Origin of the sequence: Amaricoccus macauensis (genome assembly GCF_014201905.1) — a bacterium.
In the GTDB taxonomy this organism is placed as follows: Bacteria; Pseudomonadota; Alphaproteobacteria; order Rhodobacterales; family Rhodobacteraceae; genus Amaricoccus; species Amaricoccus macauensis.
In genome coordinates this window covers 422,035-435,192 of record NZ_JACHFM010000002.1, presented here as the reverse complement: position 1 = coordinate 435,192, position 13,158 = coordinate 422,035, and the positions used below count along the sequence as shown (strand labels likewise).

The window sequence follows — 13,158 nt, the reverse complement described above, 5'->3', positions numbered from 1 at the left end:
TTTCGCGCTGCAAGTGTACCTTGCAGCCCGCTGGCGACAATGGGCTTGCGCGTTCACAATCCGGGCATTCGCGGCGCCGGTTGCCACCCGGTGGGATCCGGCCTATCCGGGAATTGGACAAACGTGGGAGATCCGACCATGGCCGGCCCCGAGACCACGCCGCCGACAGCCGACGGCATCGCTGCCGCCGCATCGCGCGCCGGACGTCGCGGCCCGGCGCCGGTTCACCTCTGGAACCCGCCGTTCTGCGGCGATCTCGACATGCGCATCGCCCGTGACGGCACGTGGTTCTATCTCGGAACGCCGATCGGCCGCCCGGCGCTCGTCAAGCTCTTCTCCTCGATTCTCAAGCGCGAGGGCGACGACTTCTTCCTCGTGACCCCGGTGGAGAAGGTCGGGATCAAGGTGGACGACGCGCCCTTTGTCGCGGTGGATTTCACCGCCCGAGGTCACGGCGAGGACCAGACCCTCACCTTCGAGACCCAGGTCGAGGACCGCGTCACCGCCGGCCCGGACCACCCGATCCGCGTGGCGATCGACCCCGAGACCGGCGAGCCCGCGCCCTATGTGCTGATCCGCCGCAATCTCGAGGCGCTGGTCGATCGCAAGAGCTTCTACCGCCTCGTCGATCTCGGTCGCGAGGAAACCATCGACGGCATCGCGCAGTTCGGCGTCTGGTCCGGCGGACAGTTCTTTCCCATCGTCCCCGCAGCCGACATTGCGGCCGATCTCACCTGAGTTTCACCGGTTGGCACCCTTGAAACAACTCTCACGTTGAGTGAACTCACCTCTCGGCGTAAGGATCGACACAGAAATCGTCCTTCATTTTCTTGTTGTTGTATCCATCCCGCTCGAAGGGAGTTGAGCGATGCGTATCGAAAAGTACTGTGTCTCCGTTGCTGCTATTTCGGCACTCTGCGGCATGAGTCTTGGTATCTTCATGGCGTCACATCATGATTTCGCGCTTGCGCCGGCACATGCCCATCTGAACCTGCTGGGCTGGGTCTCCATGGCGCTCTATGGCCTCTGGTACCGGGGCGCCGGGATCGTCCGCCCGCGCCTCGCGTGGGCACAGGCGATCGTCGCCACGCTCGGCTTTGTCATCATGGTCGTGTCCCTCGGCCTGGTGCTCGCCACCGGCAAGCCCGACTATGAGGCGGCGATCGGCGTCGGCGCCGTGTTCACCGTGCTCGGCATGGTGCTCTTCCTGGTGCAGGTCGTCACGGACGGCAGCCACGTACGGCTCGCCCGCCCGCTGCCGGCCTGACGCGTTAACCTCGACCTCAAGGCAAAGTTGACGGACCTCCCTCCGGCGCAGAGCGTACGGCTGCTCGCTCGGGTGGGGGGTCCGACAATGCGTTTCCTGATGATCGCCGCGGCGCTCGCGGTTGCTGGATGCGGCGCTGCGCCGATTGGCGTGAAGCCCGGGTTTTCCGGTGGCGGCCAGCGGGACGGCATCGTGACAATGGCGTCGACGGCCACGCTCTACAACCCGATAGCCCCCGACTGGCGGCTCGCGGCCACCGAGGCGGGACGCCGCTGCCACGCCTGGGGCCATGCTGGTGCCGGTGAATATGCCGGCTGGCAGGAAGCCTGCCGCGCCTACGACCGCCACGGACGATGCACCCGGAGCGTGGTGACGCGCTTCTGCCCCTGCAGGGGTGAAGCCTTACTGCAGTGTGACGCGCACCGCCGGATAGCGCGTCACCGGCACGCCGGTGCTGGCGCCGACACCGCCGCCCCACCAGCCGAAGCCGACGCCGACACCGCTCTGGTTTCCGGTGCCGACCGAGACGCCGACCGCCGGCCAGCCGCCGAGGCCGCCCGACCACGCCGCCTCCGGCGCCACCAGCGCGGAGCCTTTTGCGGTCCCCGCCTGACAGGTCACCGTGACCGTCGGCGCCGCAGCACCGAAATCCGGCACCAGCAGTCGCGCCGGCGCGGTGAAATCGGCCTTGAAGTAGGGCGCGCTCGCGGTGCAGCCGGCCCCGGCGATCTCCTGTCCGGGAGCCGCCGCCGAGACCGCGCGGACGACGATCTCGGACTCGCCCTGCGCCGGAGGCAGCGTCGCGCCCTTGACGGGACCGGGCCGGACCGCCGGCAGCGATGTGTCGCTGACGCCCCCGGCCGCGCAGCCCGCGAGCCCCATCACCAGTCCCAGAAGCAGGCGACGCATGATCCCCTCCCTGCAATCGCAGCGCTACGGCGCGCGACGGCCTAGCAGTTCTCGCTTCAGCCGTCCTTGCGGAAGAACTTCTTCTCGCGCGGCTTGCCGTCCCAGCCGGTCTTGCGCGGCGGGCGATCATCACGGTCAGACGGCCGGAACGGCTTGCCGCCGCCCTCGCGGTCGCCACGATAGGGCGGCTTGCTGTCGCTGCGCGGCGGACGCGACTCTTCCTCGCGATGCTCCCACTTGCGCAGAAGCCGGCCGTCGAAATTGTCGCGACCGATCTTGCCCTCGTGGCACCAGACGCAGGCGATGCGGCTTTCGTCCACCGCCTCGATCACCATCCGCATCGAACCCGAACTCAGGACGACCAGATCGCCGATCTCGAAAGTAGTGCTCATGTCTTTTGAATCCCCATGGCGGCCCATGGAGGCCGCACCGAACCGCCGCATCTACGCCGAAGCGGACCCCACTGCAAGCCGGGAAAGCACTCTCGCGGCCGCGCGCACCGGGTCTCGACCGGCAGAAGCGGCCAGTCCGCTCCCGTCGGGTCTTTCTAGCGCCTCAGAGCGCCGTGCCGAGCGCCTCCGCCACGGTGAAGATGTCCTTGTCGCCCCGGCCACACATGTTCATGACGAGCAGGTGGTCCTTCGGCAGCCCCGGCGCGATCTTAGTTACGTGGGCGAGCGCGTGCGCGGGCTCCAGCGCCGGGATGATGCCCTCGGTCTCGCAGCAGAGCCGGAAGGCGTCGAGCGCCTCGGCATCGGTCACGCTCACGTATTCCACCCGGTCCATGTCGTGAAGCCACGCATGCTCCGGTCCGATGCCCGGATAGTCGAGACCGGCCGAGATCGAGTGGCCCTCGATGATCTGGCCATCCGCGTCCTGCAGCAGATAGGTCCGGTTGCCGTGCAGCACCCCGGGCCGGCCGCCTGTGAGGCTCGCCGCATGCTCCATGCGCTCGTCGACCCCGTGGCCGCCGGCCTCGACGCCGATGATGCGCACGTCCGGGTCGTCGAGGAACGGATGGAACAGGCCCATGGCATTCGAGCCACCGCCGATGCAGGCGACGAGCGTGTCGGGAAGCCGCCCTTCGCGGGCCTGAATCTGCTCGCGGGCCTCCTTGCCGATGATCGACTGGAAGTCGCGCACCATGGCCGGATAGGGATGCGGACCAGCGACGGTGCCGATGCAATAGAACGTGTCGCGCACGTTCGTCACCCAGTCGCGTAGCGCCTCGTTCATGGCGTCCTTGAGCGTGCCCCGCCCGGAGGTGACCGGAACCACCTCCGCCCCGAGGAGCCGCATGCGGAAGACGTTCGGCTTCTGACGCTCCACGTCGGTCGCGCCCATGAAGACCACGCACTTCAGCCCGAAGCGCGCGCAGACCGTGGCGGTGGCGACGCCGTGCTGGCCCGCACCGGTCTCCGCGATGATCCGTTGCTTGCCCATGCGGCGGGCGAGCAGGATCTGGCCCAGCACGTTGTTGATCTTGTGGGCGCCGGTGTGGTTCAGCTCGTCGCGCTTGAGGTAGATCTTCGCGCCACCCAGCCGCTCGGTCAGCCGCTCGGCGAAGTAGAGCGGCGACGGCCGGCCGACGTAGTGCGTCCAGAGATCGTCCATCTCGGCCCAGAAGTTCGCGTCGGTCTTCGCCCGCTCATATTCCGCCTCGAGATCGAGGATCAGCGGCATCAGCGTCTCGGAGACGAAGCGGCCACCGTAGATGCCGAAACGCCCCCGCTCGTCCGGGCCAGTGCGGAAGGAATTCGGCTTGTCTGCGGTCATCACGGCATTCCCCTCGGATGGTCCCGCCTCTCTAGCCCCGGCACACGAAGGCGTCGAGGGCGGATGGCGTGCGGCGTCAGTCGGAGATCGGCGGATCAGGCGTCCGCCACGGCGGCAGCGTGGGCGGCGCGGACGAAAGCCGCCATGCGCGCCAGATCCTTCTTGCCCGGTCGTTCCTCGACGCCCGAAGAGACGTCGACCTGTCGCGCGCCCGTCAGCCGGATCGCCTCGCCGACGTTCTCGGGCGTCAGCCCGCCCGCCAGCATCCACGGCACGTCCCAGTCCTGGCCGGCAATGAGCCGCCAGTCAAAGGCGAGCCCGTTGCCGCCCGGCAGCGTGGCATCCCGGGGCGGCCGCGCGTCGATCAGCAACTGATCGGCGACAGCGGCATAGGAATCAATCACGCCAAGGTGCCGGGGCTCGGCGATACCGAGCGCCTTCATCACCGGCAGACCGTAACGCGACTTCACCTGCGCAACCCGCTCCGGCGTCTCGGCCCCGTGCAGTTGCAGCAGATCGAAGCGCTCGAGACCGACAATCGCATCAAGCGTCTCGTCGTCGGCATCGACGGTCAACGCGACGCGGGCGATGCCCTCGGGCACGTCCTCGAGTGTCCACCGGGCATCGGGTATCGTCATGTTGCGGGGCGACGGCGGAAAGAACACGAGCCCCACGTAGGACGCCCCCGCCTCGGCTGCGGCGCGCACCTCGGCGCGCGAGCGCAGCCCGCAGATCTTGACACGCACGTCTTCGGTCAACGGCCGAGCAGCGTCAGCACGTCGTCCTCGTGCTTGCCTGTCGTCTTGCGAAGCCGGTCCATTTCACTGGTCAGACGCCGGGCTTCGCGCGACTTCTGCGAGGCGCGGCGGCGATGCTTGTGCTCACGCAGCCACTCGAAGATGTAGCCGATGACCATCCCGACCACGACCCCGGCGAGGCCGACGACGAAGAGTGGCACCTGAACCGAGAGCGGCATGACCCGCGCCATGCCAGCCGGCAGCAGATTGAGCGTCACGAGGTCCCGGTTCGCCAGAGCGACGACGACGAGCACGACGAGGATGATCGCGAGGATCAGATACTTCAGCGCACGCAAGAGGTCAGTCCTTGTCCCGATTGTCGATTCCGTTCAGCCGGTCTCGCAGAAGCTTGCCGGTCTTGAAGAACGGCACGAATTTCTCCTCCACCGTGACCGAGTCACCGGTGCGCGGGTTGCGGCCCTGACGGGCGTCCCGCTTCTTCACCGAGAAGGCGCCGAAACCGCGCAATTCCACCCGGTGTCCCTGCGCCATCGCCTCGATGATCTCCTCGAAGACCGTCCCGACGATGCGCTCCACGTCCCGCTGGAACAGGTGCGGGTTGGCCTCTGCAATCTTCTGTATCAGTTCTGACTTGATCATTGGCGGCACCCGCTTGCCATGCACTCCACCCTTGCACAGACAACGCCGTTATGCGGCGCGAAAGTCATACTGGCAGGATTCACGGGCCGAGGGAATAGAGCTTCGGGCCGGTTAGCCGCGATATTTCCCCGAGAATCCCGCTGGTTGTGCCCGCGGAGCCCAGGAGTCCGCGAACCCAGCCGGTGTTACTCTCCACCTCCCAGTCGCGAACCGGAAGGCCGGCGAGGTCGGGCTCGCGCGATTCGAGCCAGGCGATGGCCTCGGGTTCCCCGCCGATCTCGTCGACGAGCCCGGCATCGAGCGCGAGGCGACCGGAGAACGCCGCGCCAGTCGCCACCGCGTCGAGCGAAGGGCCCTCGAGGCCGCGTCGTTCGCCCACCAGATCGCGGAACCAGCGAAAGCCATCCTGTACCAGCGCCTCGTCGAGGGCGCGGGCCTCGGGGTTGGTCGGGCGGAACGGCGAGGGTTCGGCCTTGAGCTCCGACGAGCGCACGGTCTCCCAGCCGACACCGAGGCGTGACATCACGTCCGTGAAGTTCGGATATTCCATGATGACGCCGATCGAACCAGTCAGCGTGTTGCCGCGCGCGACGATGTGGTCGGCGGCAATCGCCGCGACGTAGCCGCCCGAAGCCGCAACTTCGGTGAGCTGTGCCACAACCGGCCTGGTCGCGGCGATGCGGCGGATCGAATCGTAAAGCGCCTCGGAACCGGCGGTGGTGCCCCCGGGCGAATTGATGCGCAGCACCAGACCGCGGACGGACGAGTCACGCGCGAGCGCCGCGAGCATCCGGTCACGTTCGGGATCGTCGGCAATGACGCCGTCAATCTGGTATCGCGCGATCTGCTGGCGGCCGAGGCGGGCCGATCCGTCGGCGTCCTCACCACGCCACCCGGCAAAGGCGATCCCCGCGCCGATCACCGCGAGAGCGACGAAGAAGCCCTTCCAGAAAGCCGAACGGCGCCACTTGCGGCGCCGTTCCTTGTCATGATCCGAGAGGATCGGGTCCATTGCCTCAGACGTTGTCGCGACGCTTCAGCGCGGCGCCGAGGATGTCGCCAAGCGAGGCACCCGAGTCCGACGAACCGTACTGCTCCACGGCTTCCTTCTCCTCGGCGATCTCGCGCGCCTTGATGGAGAGGCCGAGACGACGGGTCTTCGGGTCGATGTTGGTGACCCGGGCATCGACCTTGTCGCCCTTGGTGAAGCGCTCCGGCCGCTGCTCGGCACGGTCGCGGCTGAGATCCGAGCGGCGGATGAACGACTTCATGCCATCGTACTCGACCTCGACGCCGCCGTCCTCGATCGCGGTGACCTCGACGGTGACGATGTCGCCACGCTTCACGCCGGCGACCACATCGGCGAACGGATCACCGCCCACCTGCTTGATCGAGAGCGAGATGCGCTCCTTCTCCACGTCGACGTCGGTGACGACCGCGGCGACCATGTCGCCCTTGCGGTAGTCCTGGATCGCGTCCTCGCCGGAGCGGTTCCAGTCGAGGTCCGACAGGTGGACCATGCCGTCGATGTCGCCGTCGAGACCGATGAAGAGGCCGAACTCGGTGATGTTCTTCACCTCGCCCTCGACAACGGTGCCGTTCGGGTGACCGGCGGCGAAGTTCTCCCACGGGTTGCCCTGGGTCTGCTTCAGGCCGAGCGACACGCGACGCTTCTGGCTGTCGATCTCGAGCACGACGACCTCGACCTCCTGGGAGGTGGAGACGATCTTGCCCGGATGGACGTTCTTCTTGGTCCACGACATCTCGGAGACGTGCACCAGACCCTCGATCCCCGGCTCGAGCTCCACGAAGGCGCCGTAGTCGGTGATGTTGGTGACGCGGCCGGTGTGGCGCGAGGTGATCGGGAACTTGGCCTCGACCGTATCCCACGGATCGGCCTGCAGCTGCTTCATGCCGAGGCTGATGCGCTGCGTCTCCTTGTTGATCTTGATGACCTGGACCTTCACGGTCTCGCCGATCGCCAGGATCTCGGAGGGGTGGTTCACCCGGCGCCAGGCCATGTCGGTGACGTGGAGCAGGCCGTCGACGCCGCCGAGGTCGACGAAGGCGCCGTACTCGGTGATGTTCTTGACGACGCCGTCAACCACATCGCCTTCGGTCAGGCGGGCGACGATCTCGGCGCGCTGCTCGGCACGGCTCTCTTCGAGCACGGCGCGGCGCGACACGACGATGTTGCCACGGCGGCGGTCCATCTTGAGGATCTGGAACGGCTGCGGCATGTGCATGAGCGGGCCGGCGTCGCGCACCGGGCGCACGTCGACCTGGCTGCCCGGAAGGAACGCCACCGCACCGCCGAGATCGACGGTGAAGCCGCCCTTCACGCGGCCGAAGATCGCGCCCTCGACACGCTCTTCCTTGGCATATGCCTTCTCGAGGCGGTCCCACGCCTCTTCACGGCGCGCCTTCTCGCGGGAGAGCACCGCCTCGCCGCGGGCGTTCTCGACGCGGTCGAGGTAGACCTCGACGGTGTCGCCAACCGTGATTTCGGGGGACTTGCCCGGCTGGGCGAATTCCTTGAGATCGACCCGGCCTTCCATCTTGTAGCCGATGTCGATGATGGCCTGTCCGGCCTCGATCGCAAGGACCGTGCCCTTGACGACCGTCCCCTCATCGGGGGTCACAAGCTCGAAGCTCTCCTTGAGAAGCGCCTCGAAATCATCCTTCAGTGCCGTAGCTGGCATCCAGTTCTCCAGTTCGCTGCAGATTTCCGGCCAGGCGGTTGGTTCCGCCGGTCTTTGCCGCACCGAGACCATCCGGGAACGGTGACAGCCGGTGCAGGGCTCAAGCGGCCCCGCCCGGCAGGCGACCCTTCACGTAGGCGACAGCCTTGGCGACGGCCGCGTCTATAGACAAATCCGTCGTATCGAGCAAGAGCGCATCCTTGGCGGCAACCATCGGCGCGGCATCCCGGCCAGCGTCGCGGGCGTCCCGGGCGCGCAGGTCGGCGAGAATGGTCGCGTGGTCGGCGCCGAGCTCGGCGGCCCGGCGGCCTGCGCGCGCCTCGTCGGAGGCGGTGACGAAGAGCTTCGCGTCCGCCCGGGGACAGATCACCGTGCCGATGTCGCGGCCGTCGAGCACCGCGCCGCCTTCACGCCGCGCAAACCGGCGCTGGAAATCGAGGAGAGCGGAGCGCACCTCCGGCAGGACCGCGACCTTCGAGGCGGCCTGACCGGCTCGCGCACTGCGCAGGTCGTCCCGCGCGAGTTGTTCAGGGGTGAGGCGTCGGGCGAGCTCTGCCGACCAGTGCGGGTCGATCACGCCGCGGCCGTCGTGCAGCGCCTGTACCCCGACGGCGCGGTAGAGGAGCCCGGTGTCGAGATGCGCGAAACCGAGTTCGGCGGCGAGCGCCCGGGCGATGGTCCCCTTGCCCGCCGCAGCGGGGCCGTCGATCGCGACGGTAAAGATCACTTCGACAGCTCCTCGTCGTCGCCGGGCCGCTGGGGCAGGCCATCGGTGATGGTGTAATAGTCGCTGATGTCGGCAACGAAGACGTGGCCTCGTGTCCTGAGGCCGGTCGGCAGGTCGAGCGAGCCCGCGTGGATCCAGAGCCGGTGACGGCCGATCGTGTCCCAGAAGAGCGGTGAGCCGCAGGTCGGGCAGAAGCCGCGACGGGTGCCAGGGGTGGAGGCGAACCAGCGGACTTCGCCGGTGATCTCCACGTCGTCGCGGGCAGCGGCGGTCAGGGCTGCGTGATGGCCGGTCGCGCGCCGGCAGTCAGAGCAGTGGCAGTCGATGACGTCGCGCAGCGGCCCGTGGACGTGGTAGCGCACCGCGCCGCAGGCACATCCGCCGGTCTGGCGCGGTCTCACAGCGCGGTCTCCCGGGCGCCGACCTCACGGATATCGGCGCCAAGCGCGCGCATCAGCGGCAGGAACGACGGGAAGCTCGTGGCGATCGGGGCGCCGTCGTCGATGGTGATCGGCCGGTTGGCGGCGAGGCCGAGGCAGAGGAACGCCATGGCGATGCGGTGATCGAGGCGGGTCCCGACGGTGGCGCCGCCCGGGACGCTGCCGGGGCCGCGACCGTGGACGATGAGGTGGTCCTTGCCCTCCTCGAGGCTGACGCCGCAGGCTTCGAGGCCACGGGCCATCGCGTCGATCCGGTCGCTCTCCTTCACCCGCAGCTCCTTGATGCCGCGCATGATCGTGCTGCCCTCCGCCGTCGCCGCGAGGGCGGCGAGGACGGGGTATTCGTCGATCATCGAGGGCGCCCGTTCGGGCGGGACCTCGACGCCCCGGAGCGGGCCGAAGCGGACGCGGAGGTCGGCGACGGGCTCGCCCCCCTCTTCGCGGCGGTTCTCGAAGGCGATGTCGGCGCCCATCTCGACCAGCGTGTCGAAGAGACCGGCGCGGGTCGGATTGAGGCCGATGCCGGGAACGAGCACATCGGAACCCTCGACAAGGAGGGCTGCCACCACCGGGAAGGCCGCGGAGGACGGGTCTCGGGGAACGGCGATCGTCTGGGGGCGCAGCTCCGGCTGGCCGCGGAGGGTGATGACGTGGCCCTCGGCGGTGGCCTCGGTCGCGATCTCGGCGCCGAAGCCTCGCAGCATCCGCTCGGTGTGGTCGCGGGTCGCTTCGCGCTCGATGACCACGGTCTCGCCGGGGGCGTTGAGGCCGGCCAGCAGCACGGCGGACTTCACCTGAGCCGAGGGAACGGGCGTGGTGTACTGGACCGGCAACGGGTTTGTCGCTCCGGTCAGCGTGATCGGCAGCAGGCCGCCGCGGCGGCCGCGGGCCTCGGCGCCGAAGAGCGCGAGAGGATCGGTGATCCGGCCCATCGGGCGGGAACGGAGGCTCGCGTCGCCGGTGAAGGTCACGGTGATGTCGGTGGTCGCCATGGCGCCCATGACGAGGCGGACGCCGGTGCCGGCGTTGCCGTGGTCGATGACGTTGTCCGGCTCCTGGAAGCCGCCGACGCCGACGCCGCGCACGGTCCATGCCCCCTCGCCGATGCGCTCGACGCCCGCCCCGAAGGCGCGCATCGCCTTGCCGGTGTCGAGCACGTCCTCGCCTTCGAGGAGACCGGTGATCTTCGTCTCGCCGACGGCGAGGGCGCCGAGGATGAGCGCGCGGTGCGAGACCGACTTGTCACCCGGAATCGGGGCCGTCCCGCGGAGTGGGGTGCCTGCCTGTGCGACCATCGGTCTGGCTGCGCCGTGCCCGGCCATCGTAACTCTCCCCCACGCGGATTTCAGCGGTTCTAGGCGATCCGCGCGAGGCGGTCCATGCCCGGCCTGCGTGGCCATGCAGCGCAAGTTGCGCAGTGAGACCAGGAGGCTGATTCAAAGAGGTAGTCACAATCTCGTTTGCCGAAACTCAATCCCGGTCGACGGCCACCCTCAGTTTCGGCGCAAGAACGTCATGTACTGCGGCGCCCGCCCGGCCACGAGCGCCTTCGCCTCGTAGCGCGTCCCCGGCCAGCCCGGCCACGGCTCGGACTCGTCGCGCGGCGCGCGCACGAAGCCCGGCGCCTCGGTGACGACGGCGCGGGCGTGGTCGGCATAGTCGGCGATGTCGGTCGCGACCCGGAGTTCCGCCCCCGGCGCCATGACCCGGGCGAGAAGCGCGAGATTGTCGGAATGCATGAACCGCCGCTGCACGTGGCGCGCCTTGGGCCACGGATCAGGATAGAGCAGGAAGACACGGGACACGCCGGCGTCAGGCAGAAGCTCGATCAGGTCGCGCGCATCGCCCGGATGCACGCGGATGTTGCCGACTCCTGCTGCCTCGACGCGACCGAGCGCCATGGCAACACCGTTCACGAACGGCTCGCAGCCGATGATGCCGACCTCCGGGTGGGCCGCAGCCTGATGCACCATGTGCTCGCCGCCGCCAAACCCCACCTCGAGCCAGACCGGACGGCCGTCATCGAAGAGCGGCGGCAGCGGCCGGCGATCGGGATTGTCGAGCGAGGAGACGTCGGCGACCGCGATCCGAGGCAAGAGCGCCTCGAGCGCGCGGAGCTGGTTCGGCTTCAGCCGCTTGCCGCGGCGGCGGCCGTAGAGATTGCGCCAGGGGCGGTCGCGCCCCTGGTCCGGTTCCTCGGTCATCTCCGTGCCTCAGACCGCCTTGGCGAGGGCGTCCTTGAGATCAGTGCGCTCCCACGAGAAGCCACCCTCGTTGTCGGCGTCACGACCGAAATGCCCATAGGCCGACGTGCGCTGATAGATCGGCCGGTTGAGGCCGAGCGCGGTGCGGATGCCACGGGGCGTGAGGTCCATCACCTCGGCCACGGCCTTCTCGATCGCCGCCTCGGACACGGTGCCCGTGCCGAAGGTATCGACGTAGATCGAGAGCGGCCGGGCCACGCCGATCGCGTAGGAGAGCTGCAGCACGCAGCGCTTGGCGAGACCGGCGGCGACCACGTTCTTCGCGAGGTAGCGCGCGGCATAGGCGGCCGAGCGGTCGACCTTGGTCGGATCCTTGCCGGAGAAGGCGCCACCGCCGTGGGGGGCCGCGCCACCGTAGGTGTCCACGATGATCTTGCGCCCCGTGAGGCCAGCGTCGCCGTCCGGGCCGCCGATCACGAACTTGCCGGTCGGGTTCACGTGCCAGACGGTCTTCTCGGTCAGCCAGCCTTCCGGCATGACTTCGCGGATATAGGGCTCGACCATCTCGCGCACATCGGCCGAGGTCATGTCCTCGTCGAGATGCTGGGTCGAAAGCACGAGGCTCGTCACCTCGACCGGCACGCCGCCAGCGTAGCGCAGCGTGACCTGGCTCTTGGCATCGGGGCCAAGGCGCGGCTCCTCGCCGCTCTTGCGGACTTCGGCGAGGCGACGAAGGATGCCATGGGCGTAGTGGATCGGCGCCGGCATCAGTTCTTCGGTCTCGTCGGTGGCGTAACCGAACATGATGCCCTGGTCGCCCGCGCCCTCTTCCTTGTCGGTGCCGGCATCAACGCCCTGGGCGATGTGCTCGGACTGGCCGTGCAGGTAGTTGTGGACGCGCAGGTTGGCCCAGTGGAAGCCCTTCTGCTCGTATCCGATGTCCTTCACGCAGGCGCGGACGATGTCCTCCACGTGGTGCAGGATGTCACCGGGGCCGCGCACCTCGCCGCCAACCACCACGCGATCCGTGGTCGCGAAGGTCTCGCAGGCAACACGCGCCTCGGGCTCGGCCGCCAGAAAAGCGTCCAGAACCGCGTCGGAAATCCGGTCACAGACCTTGTCCGGATGACCTTCCGACACCGACTCGGACGTAAAGAGATAATCCTCGCGACTGCTCATCATTCACCCATTGCCGTTCGGTGGGCCATCACTATTGGCCACCGCGCCCATGGTCAACCGCCGATCGCCGCAGGTGCGAAGGCGGAAGACGCAGGGCCGGCCCAGGCTCGGGCAGGAAGCCAGACGGGCCGGAATGCACCGGCGCGTCAGCGCCGGGGCGACTCGGAGTCGGACGCGAGCTGGCGAACCAGCGCGAGAACCGAAGCCCGGGTCTCGCCGTCGAGGATGCCGTTGAACGCATCCGCCAGCACCTGCATGTCGTCGCGCGACATTCCAGGTTCGGGCGCGCCTCTCCCGTCCTGACCGTCGAGCCCTTCGAAGAAGTGGCTCGGCGCGACGCCGAGAAAGCCCGCAATCTGATAGAGCCGTCCGGCGCCGATCCGGTTTGTCCCCTTCTCGTATTTCTGGATCAGCGAGAAGGTCAGACCCAGGTGTCGCCCGAGCCTCCCCTGGCTGATCCCGAGAGACTCCCGGCGCCGCCGCATCCTAGTTCCGACATACTCATCGATTTCTGCCGCTGACATGACCATGCCAACCTTCACTATTTGTCCCCACAC

At 68.3% G+C, this 13,158-nt stretch carries 16 protein-coding genes and 1 pseudogene; 3 read left to right on the top strand and 14 right to left on the bottom strand.

Features of this window, described 5'->3' with window-relative positions; translation table 11 throughout:
* Window positions 1–138 precede the first annotated feature (138 nt).
* From HNP73_RS09660 to yecR, 3 genes and pseudogenes are all read left to right on the top strand, one after another.
* Window positions 139–738, top strand: coding sequence for a DUF1285 domain-containing protein (locus HNP73_RS09660; RefSeq protein WP_184148454.1), 600 nt, complete (start codon window positions 139–141; stop codon window positions 736–738).
* Window positions 739–868: 130 nt separating this feature from the next.
* A complete protein-coding gene (locus HNP73_RS09655) occupies window positions 869–1,267 on the top strand; it encodes a hypothetical protein (RefSeq protein ID WP_184148453.1) in 399 nt (132 codons plus the stop codon).
* Window positions 1,268–1,354: 87 nt separating this feature from the next.
* Window positions 1,355–1,630: pseudogene (gene yecR, locus HNP73_RS24080) on the top strand (YecR family lipoprotein); the annotation flags it as partial.
* A gap of 39 nt (window positions 1,631–1,669) precedes the next feature.
* Here yecR and HNP73_RS23250 read toward each other — a convergent pair.
* The 14 genes from HNP73_RS23250 to HNP73_RS09585 form a co-directional block, all read right to left on the bottom strand.
* On the bottom strand, window positions 1,670–2,176 hold the full coding sequence (locus HNP73_RS23250; RefSeq protein ID WP_246399707.1) for a hypothetical protein: 507 nt from the start codon (window positions 2,174–2,176) through the stop codon (window positions 1,670–1,672).
* Between the two features lie 56 nt (window positions 2,177–2,232).
* Window positions 2,233–2,568, bottom strand: a complete 336-nt coding sequence (locus tag HNP73_RS09645; RefSeq protein WP_184148451.1) for a hypothetical protein — start codon at window positions 2,566–2,568, stop codon at window positions 2,233–2,235.
* 163 nt (window positions 2,569–2,731) lie between these two features.
* A complete protein-coding gene (gene trpB / locus HNP73_RS09640; protein WP_184148450.1) occupies window positions 2,732–3,952 on the bottom strand; it encodes a tryptophan synthase subunit beta in 1,221 nt (406 codons plus the stop codon).
* 95 nt (window positions 3,953–4,047) lie between these two features.
* A complete protein-coding gene (locus HNP73_RS09635; protein ID WP_184148449.1) occupies window positions 4,048–4,710 on the bottom strand; it encodes a phosphoribosylanthranilate isomerase in 663 nt (220 codons plus the stop codon).
* Window positions 4,707–5,045, bottom strand: coding sequence for a lipopolysaccharide assembly protein LapA domain-containing protein (locus HNP73_RS09630; protein ID WP_184148448.1), 339 nt, complete (start codon window positions 5,043–5,045; stop codon window positions 4,707–4,709). The genes HNP73_RS09635 and HNP73_RS09630 overlap by 4 nt, the downstream gene beginning before the upstream one ends.
* Window positions 5,046–5,049: 4 nt before the next feature.
* Window positions 5,050–5,349 (bottom strand): integration host factor subunit beta, encoded by a 300-nt coding sequence (gene ihfB / locus HNP73_RS09625; protein WP_184148447.1) that lies wholly within the window; start codon window positions 5,347–5,349, stop codon window positions 5,050–5,052.
* Between the two features lie 79 nt (window positions 5,350–5,428).
* Window positions 5,429–6,361, bottom strand: a complete 933-nt coding sequence (gene sppA / locus HNP73_RS09620; protein ID WP_184148446.1) for a signal peptide peptidase SppA — start codon at window positions 6,359–6,361, stop codon at window positions 5,429–5,431.
* A gap of 4 nt (window positions 6,362–6,365) precedes the next feature.
* Window positions 6,366–8,051 (bottom strand): 30S ribosomal protein S1, encoded by a 1,686-nt coding sequence (gene rpsA / locus HNP73_RS09615; RefSeq protein WP_184148445.1) that lies wholly within the window; start codon window positions 8,049–8,051, stop codon window positions 6,366–6,368.
* A gap of 100 nt (window positions 8,052–8,151) precedes the next feature.
* Window positions 8,152–8,778: a (d)CMP kinase gene (cmk, locus tag HNP73_RS09610; RefSeq protein WP_184148444.1), complete on the bottom strand. Its 627-nt coding sequence runs from the start codon at window positions 8,776–8,778 to the stop codon at window positions 8,152–8,154.
* Complete coding sequence (locus HNP73_RS09605; protein ID WP_184148443.1) at window positions 8,775–9,179, bottom strand: GFA family protein; 405 nt, start codon at window positions 9,177–9,179, stop codon at window positions 8,775–8,777. Before HNP73_RS09605 ends, cmk begins: the two co-directional genes overlap by 4 nt.
* The gene (gene aroA, locus HNP73_RS09600) at window positions 9,176–10,540 is read right to left on the bottom strand and encodes a 3-phosphoshikimate 1-carboxyvinyltransferase (protein ID WP_184148442.1); all 1,365 of its coding nucleotides are present in this window, start codon (window positions 10,538–10,540) and stop codon (window positions 9,176–9,178) included. Before aroA ends, HNP73_RS09605 begins: the two co-directional genes overlap by 4 nt.
* A gap of 171 nt (window positions 10,541–10,711) precedes the next feature.
* Entirely contained in the window at window positions 10,712–11,422 is a 711-nt protein-coding gene (gene trmB / locus HNP73_RS09595) for a tRNA (guanine(46)-N(7))-methyltransferase TrmB (RefSeq protein ID WP_184148441.1), read from the bottom strand.
* 9 nt (window positions 11,423–11,431) lie between these two features.
* Window positions 11,432–12,604, bottom strand: coding sequence for a methionine adenosyltransferase (gene metK, locus HNP73_RS09590; RefSeq protein ID WP_246399705.1), 1,173 nt, complete (start codon window positions 12,602–12,604; stop codon window positions 11,432–11,434).
* Between the two features lie 143 nt (window positions 12,605–12,747).
* Entirely contained in the window at window positions 12,748–13,086 is a 339-nt protein-coding gene (locus HNP73_RS09585) for a helix-turn-helix domain-containing protein (RefSeq protein WP_221288437.1), read from the bottom strand.
* Window positions 13,087–13,158 lie beyond the last annotated feature (72 nt).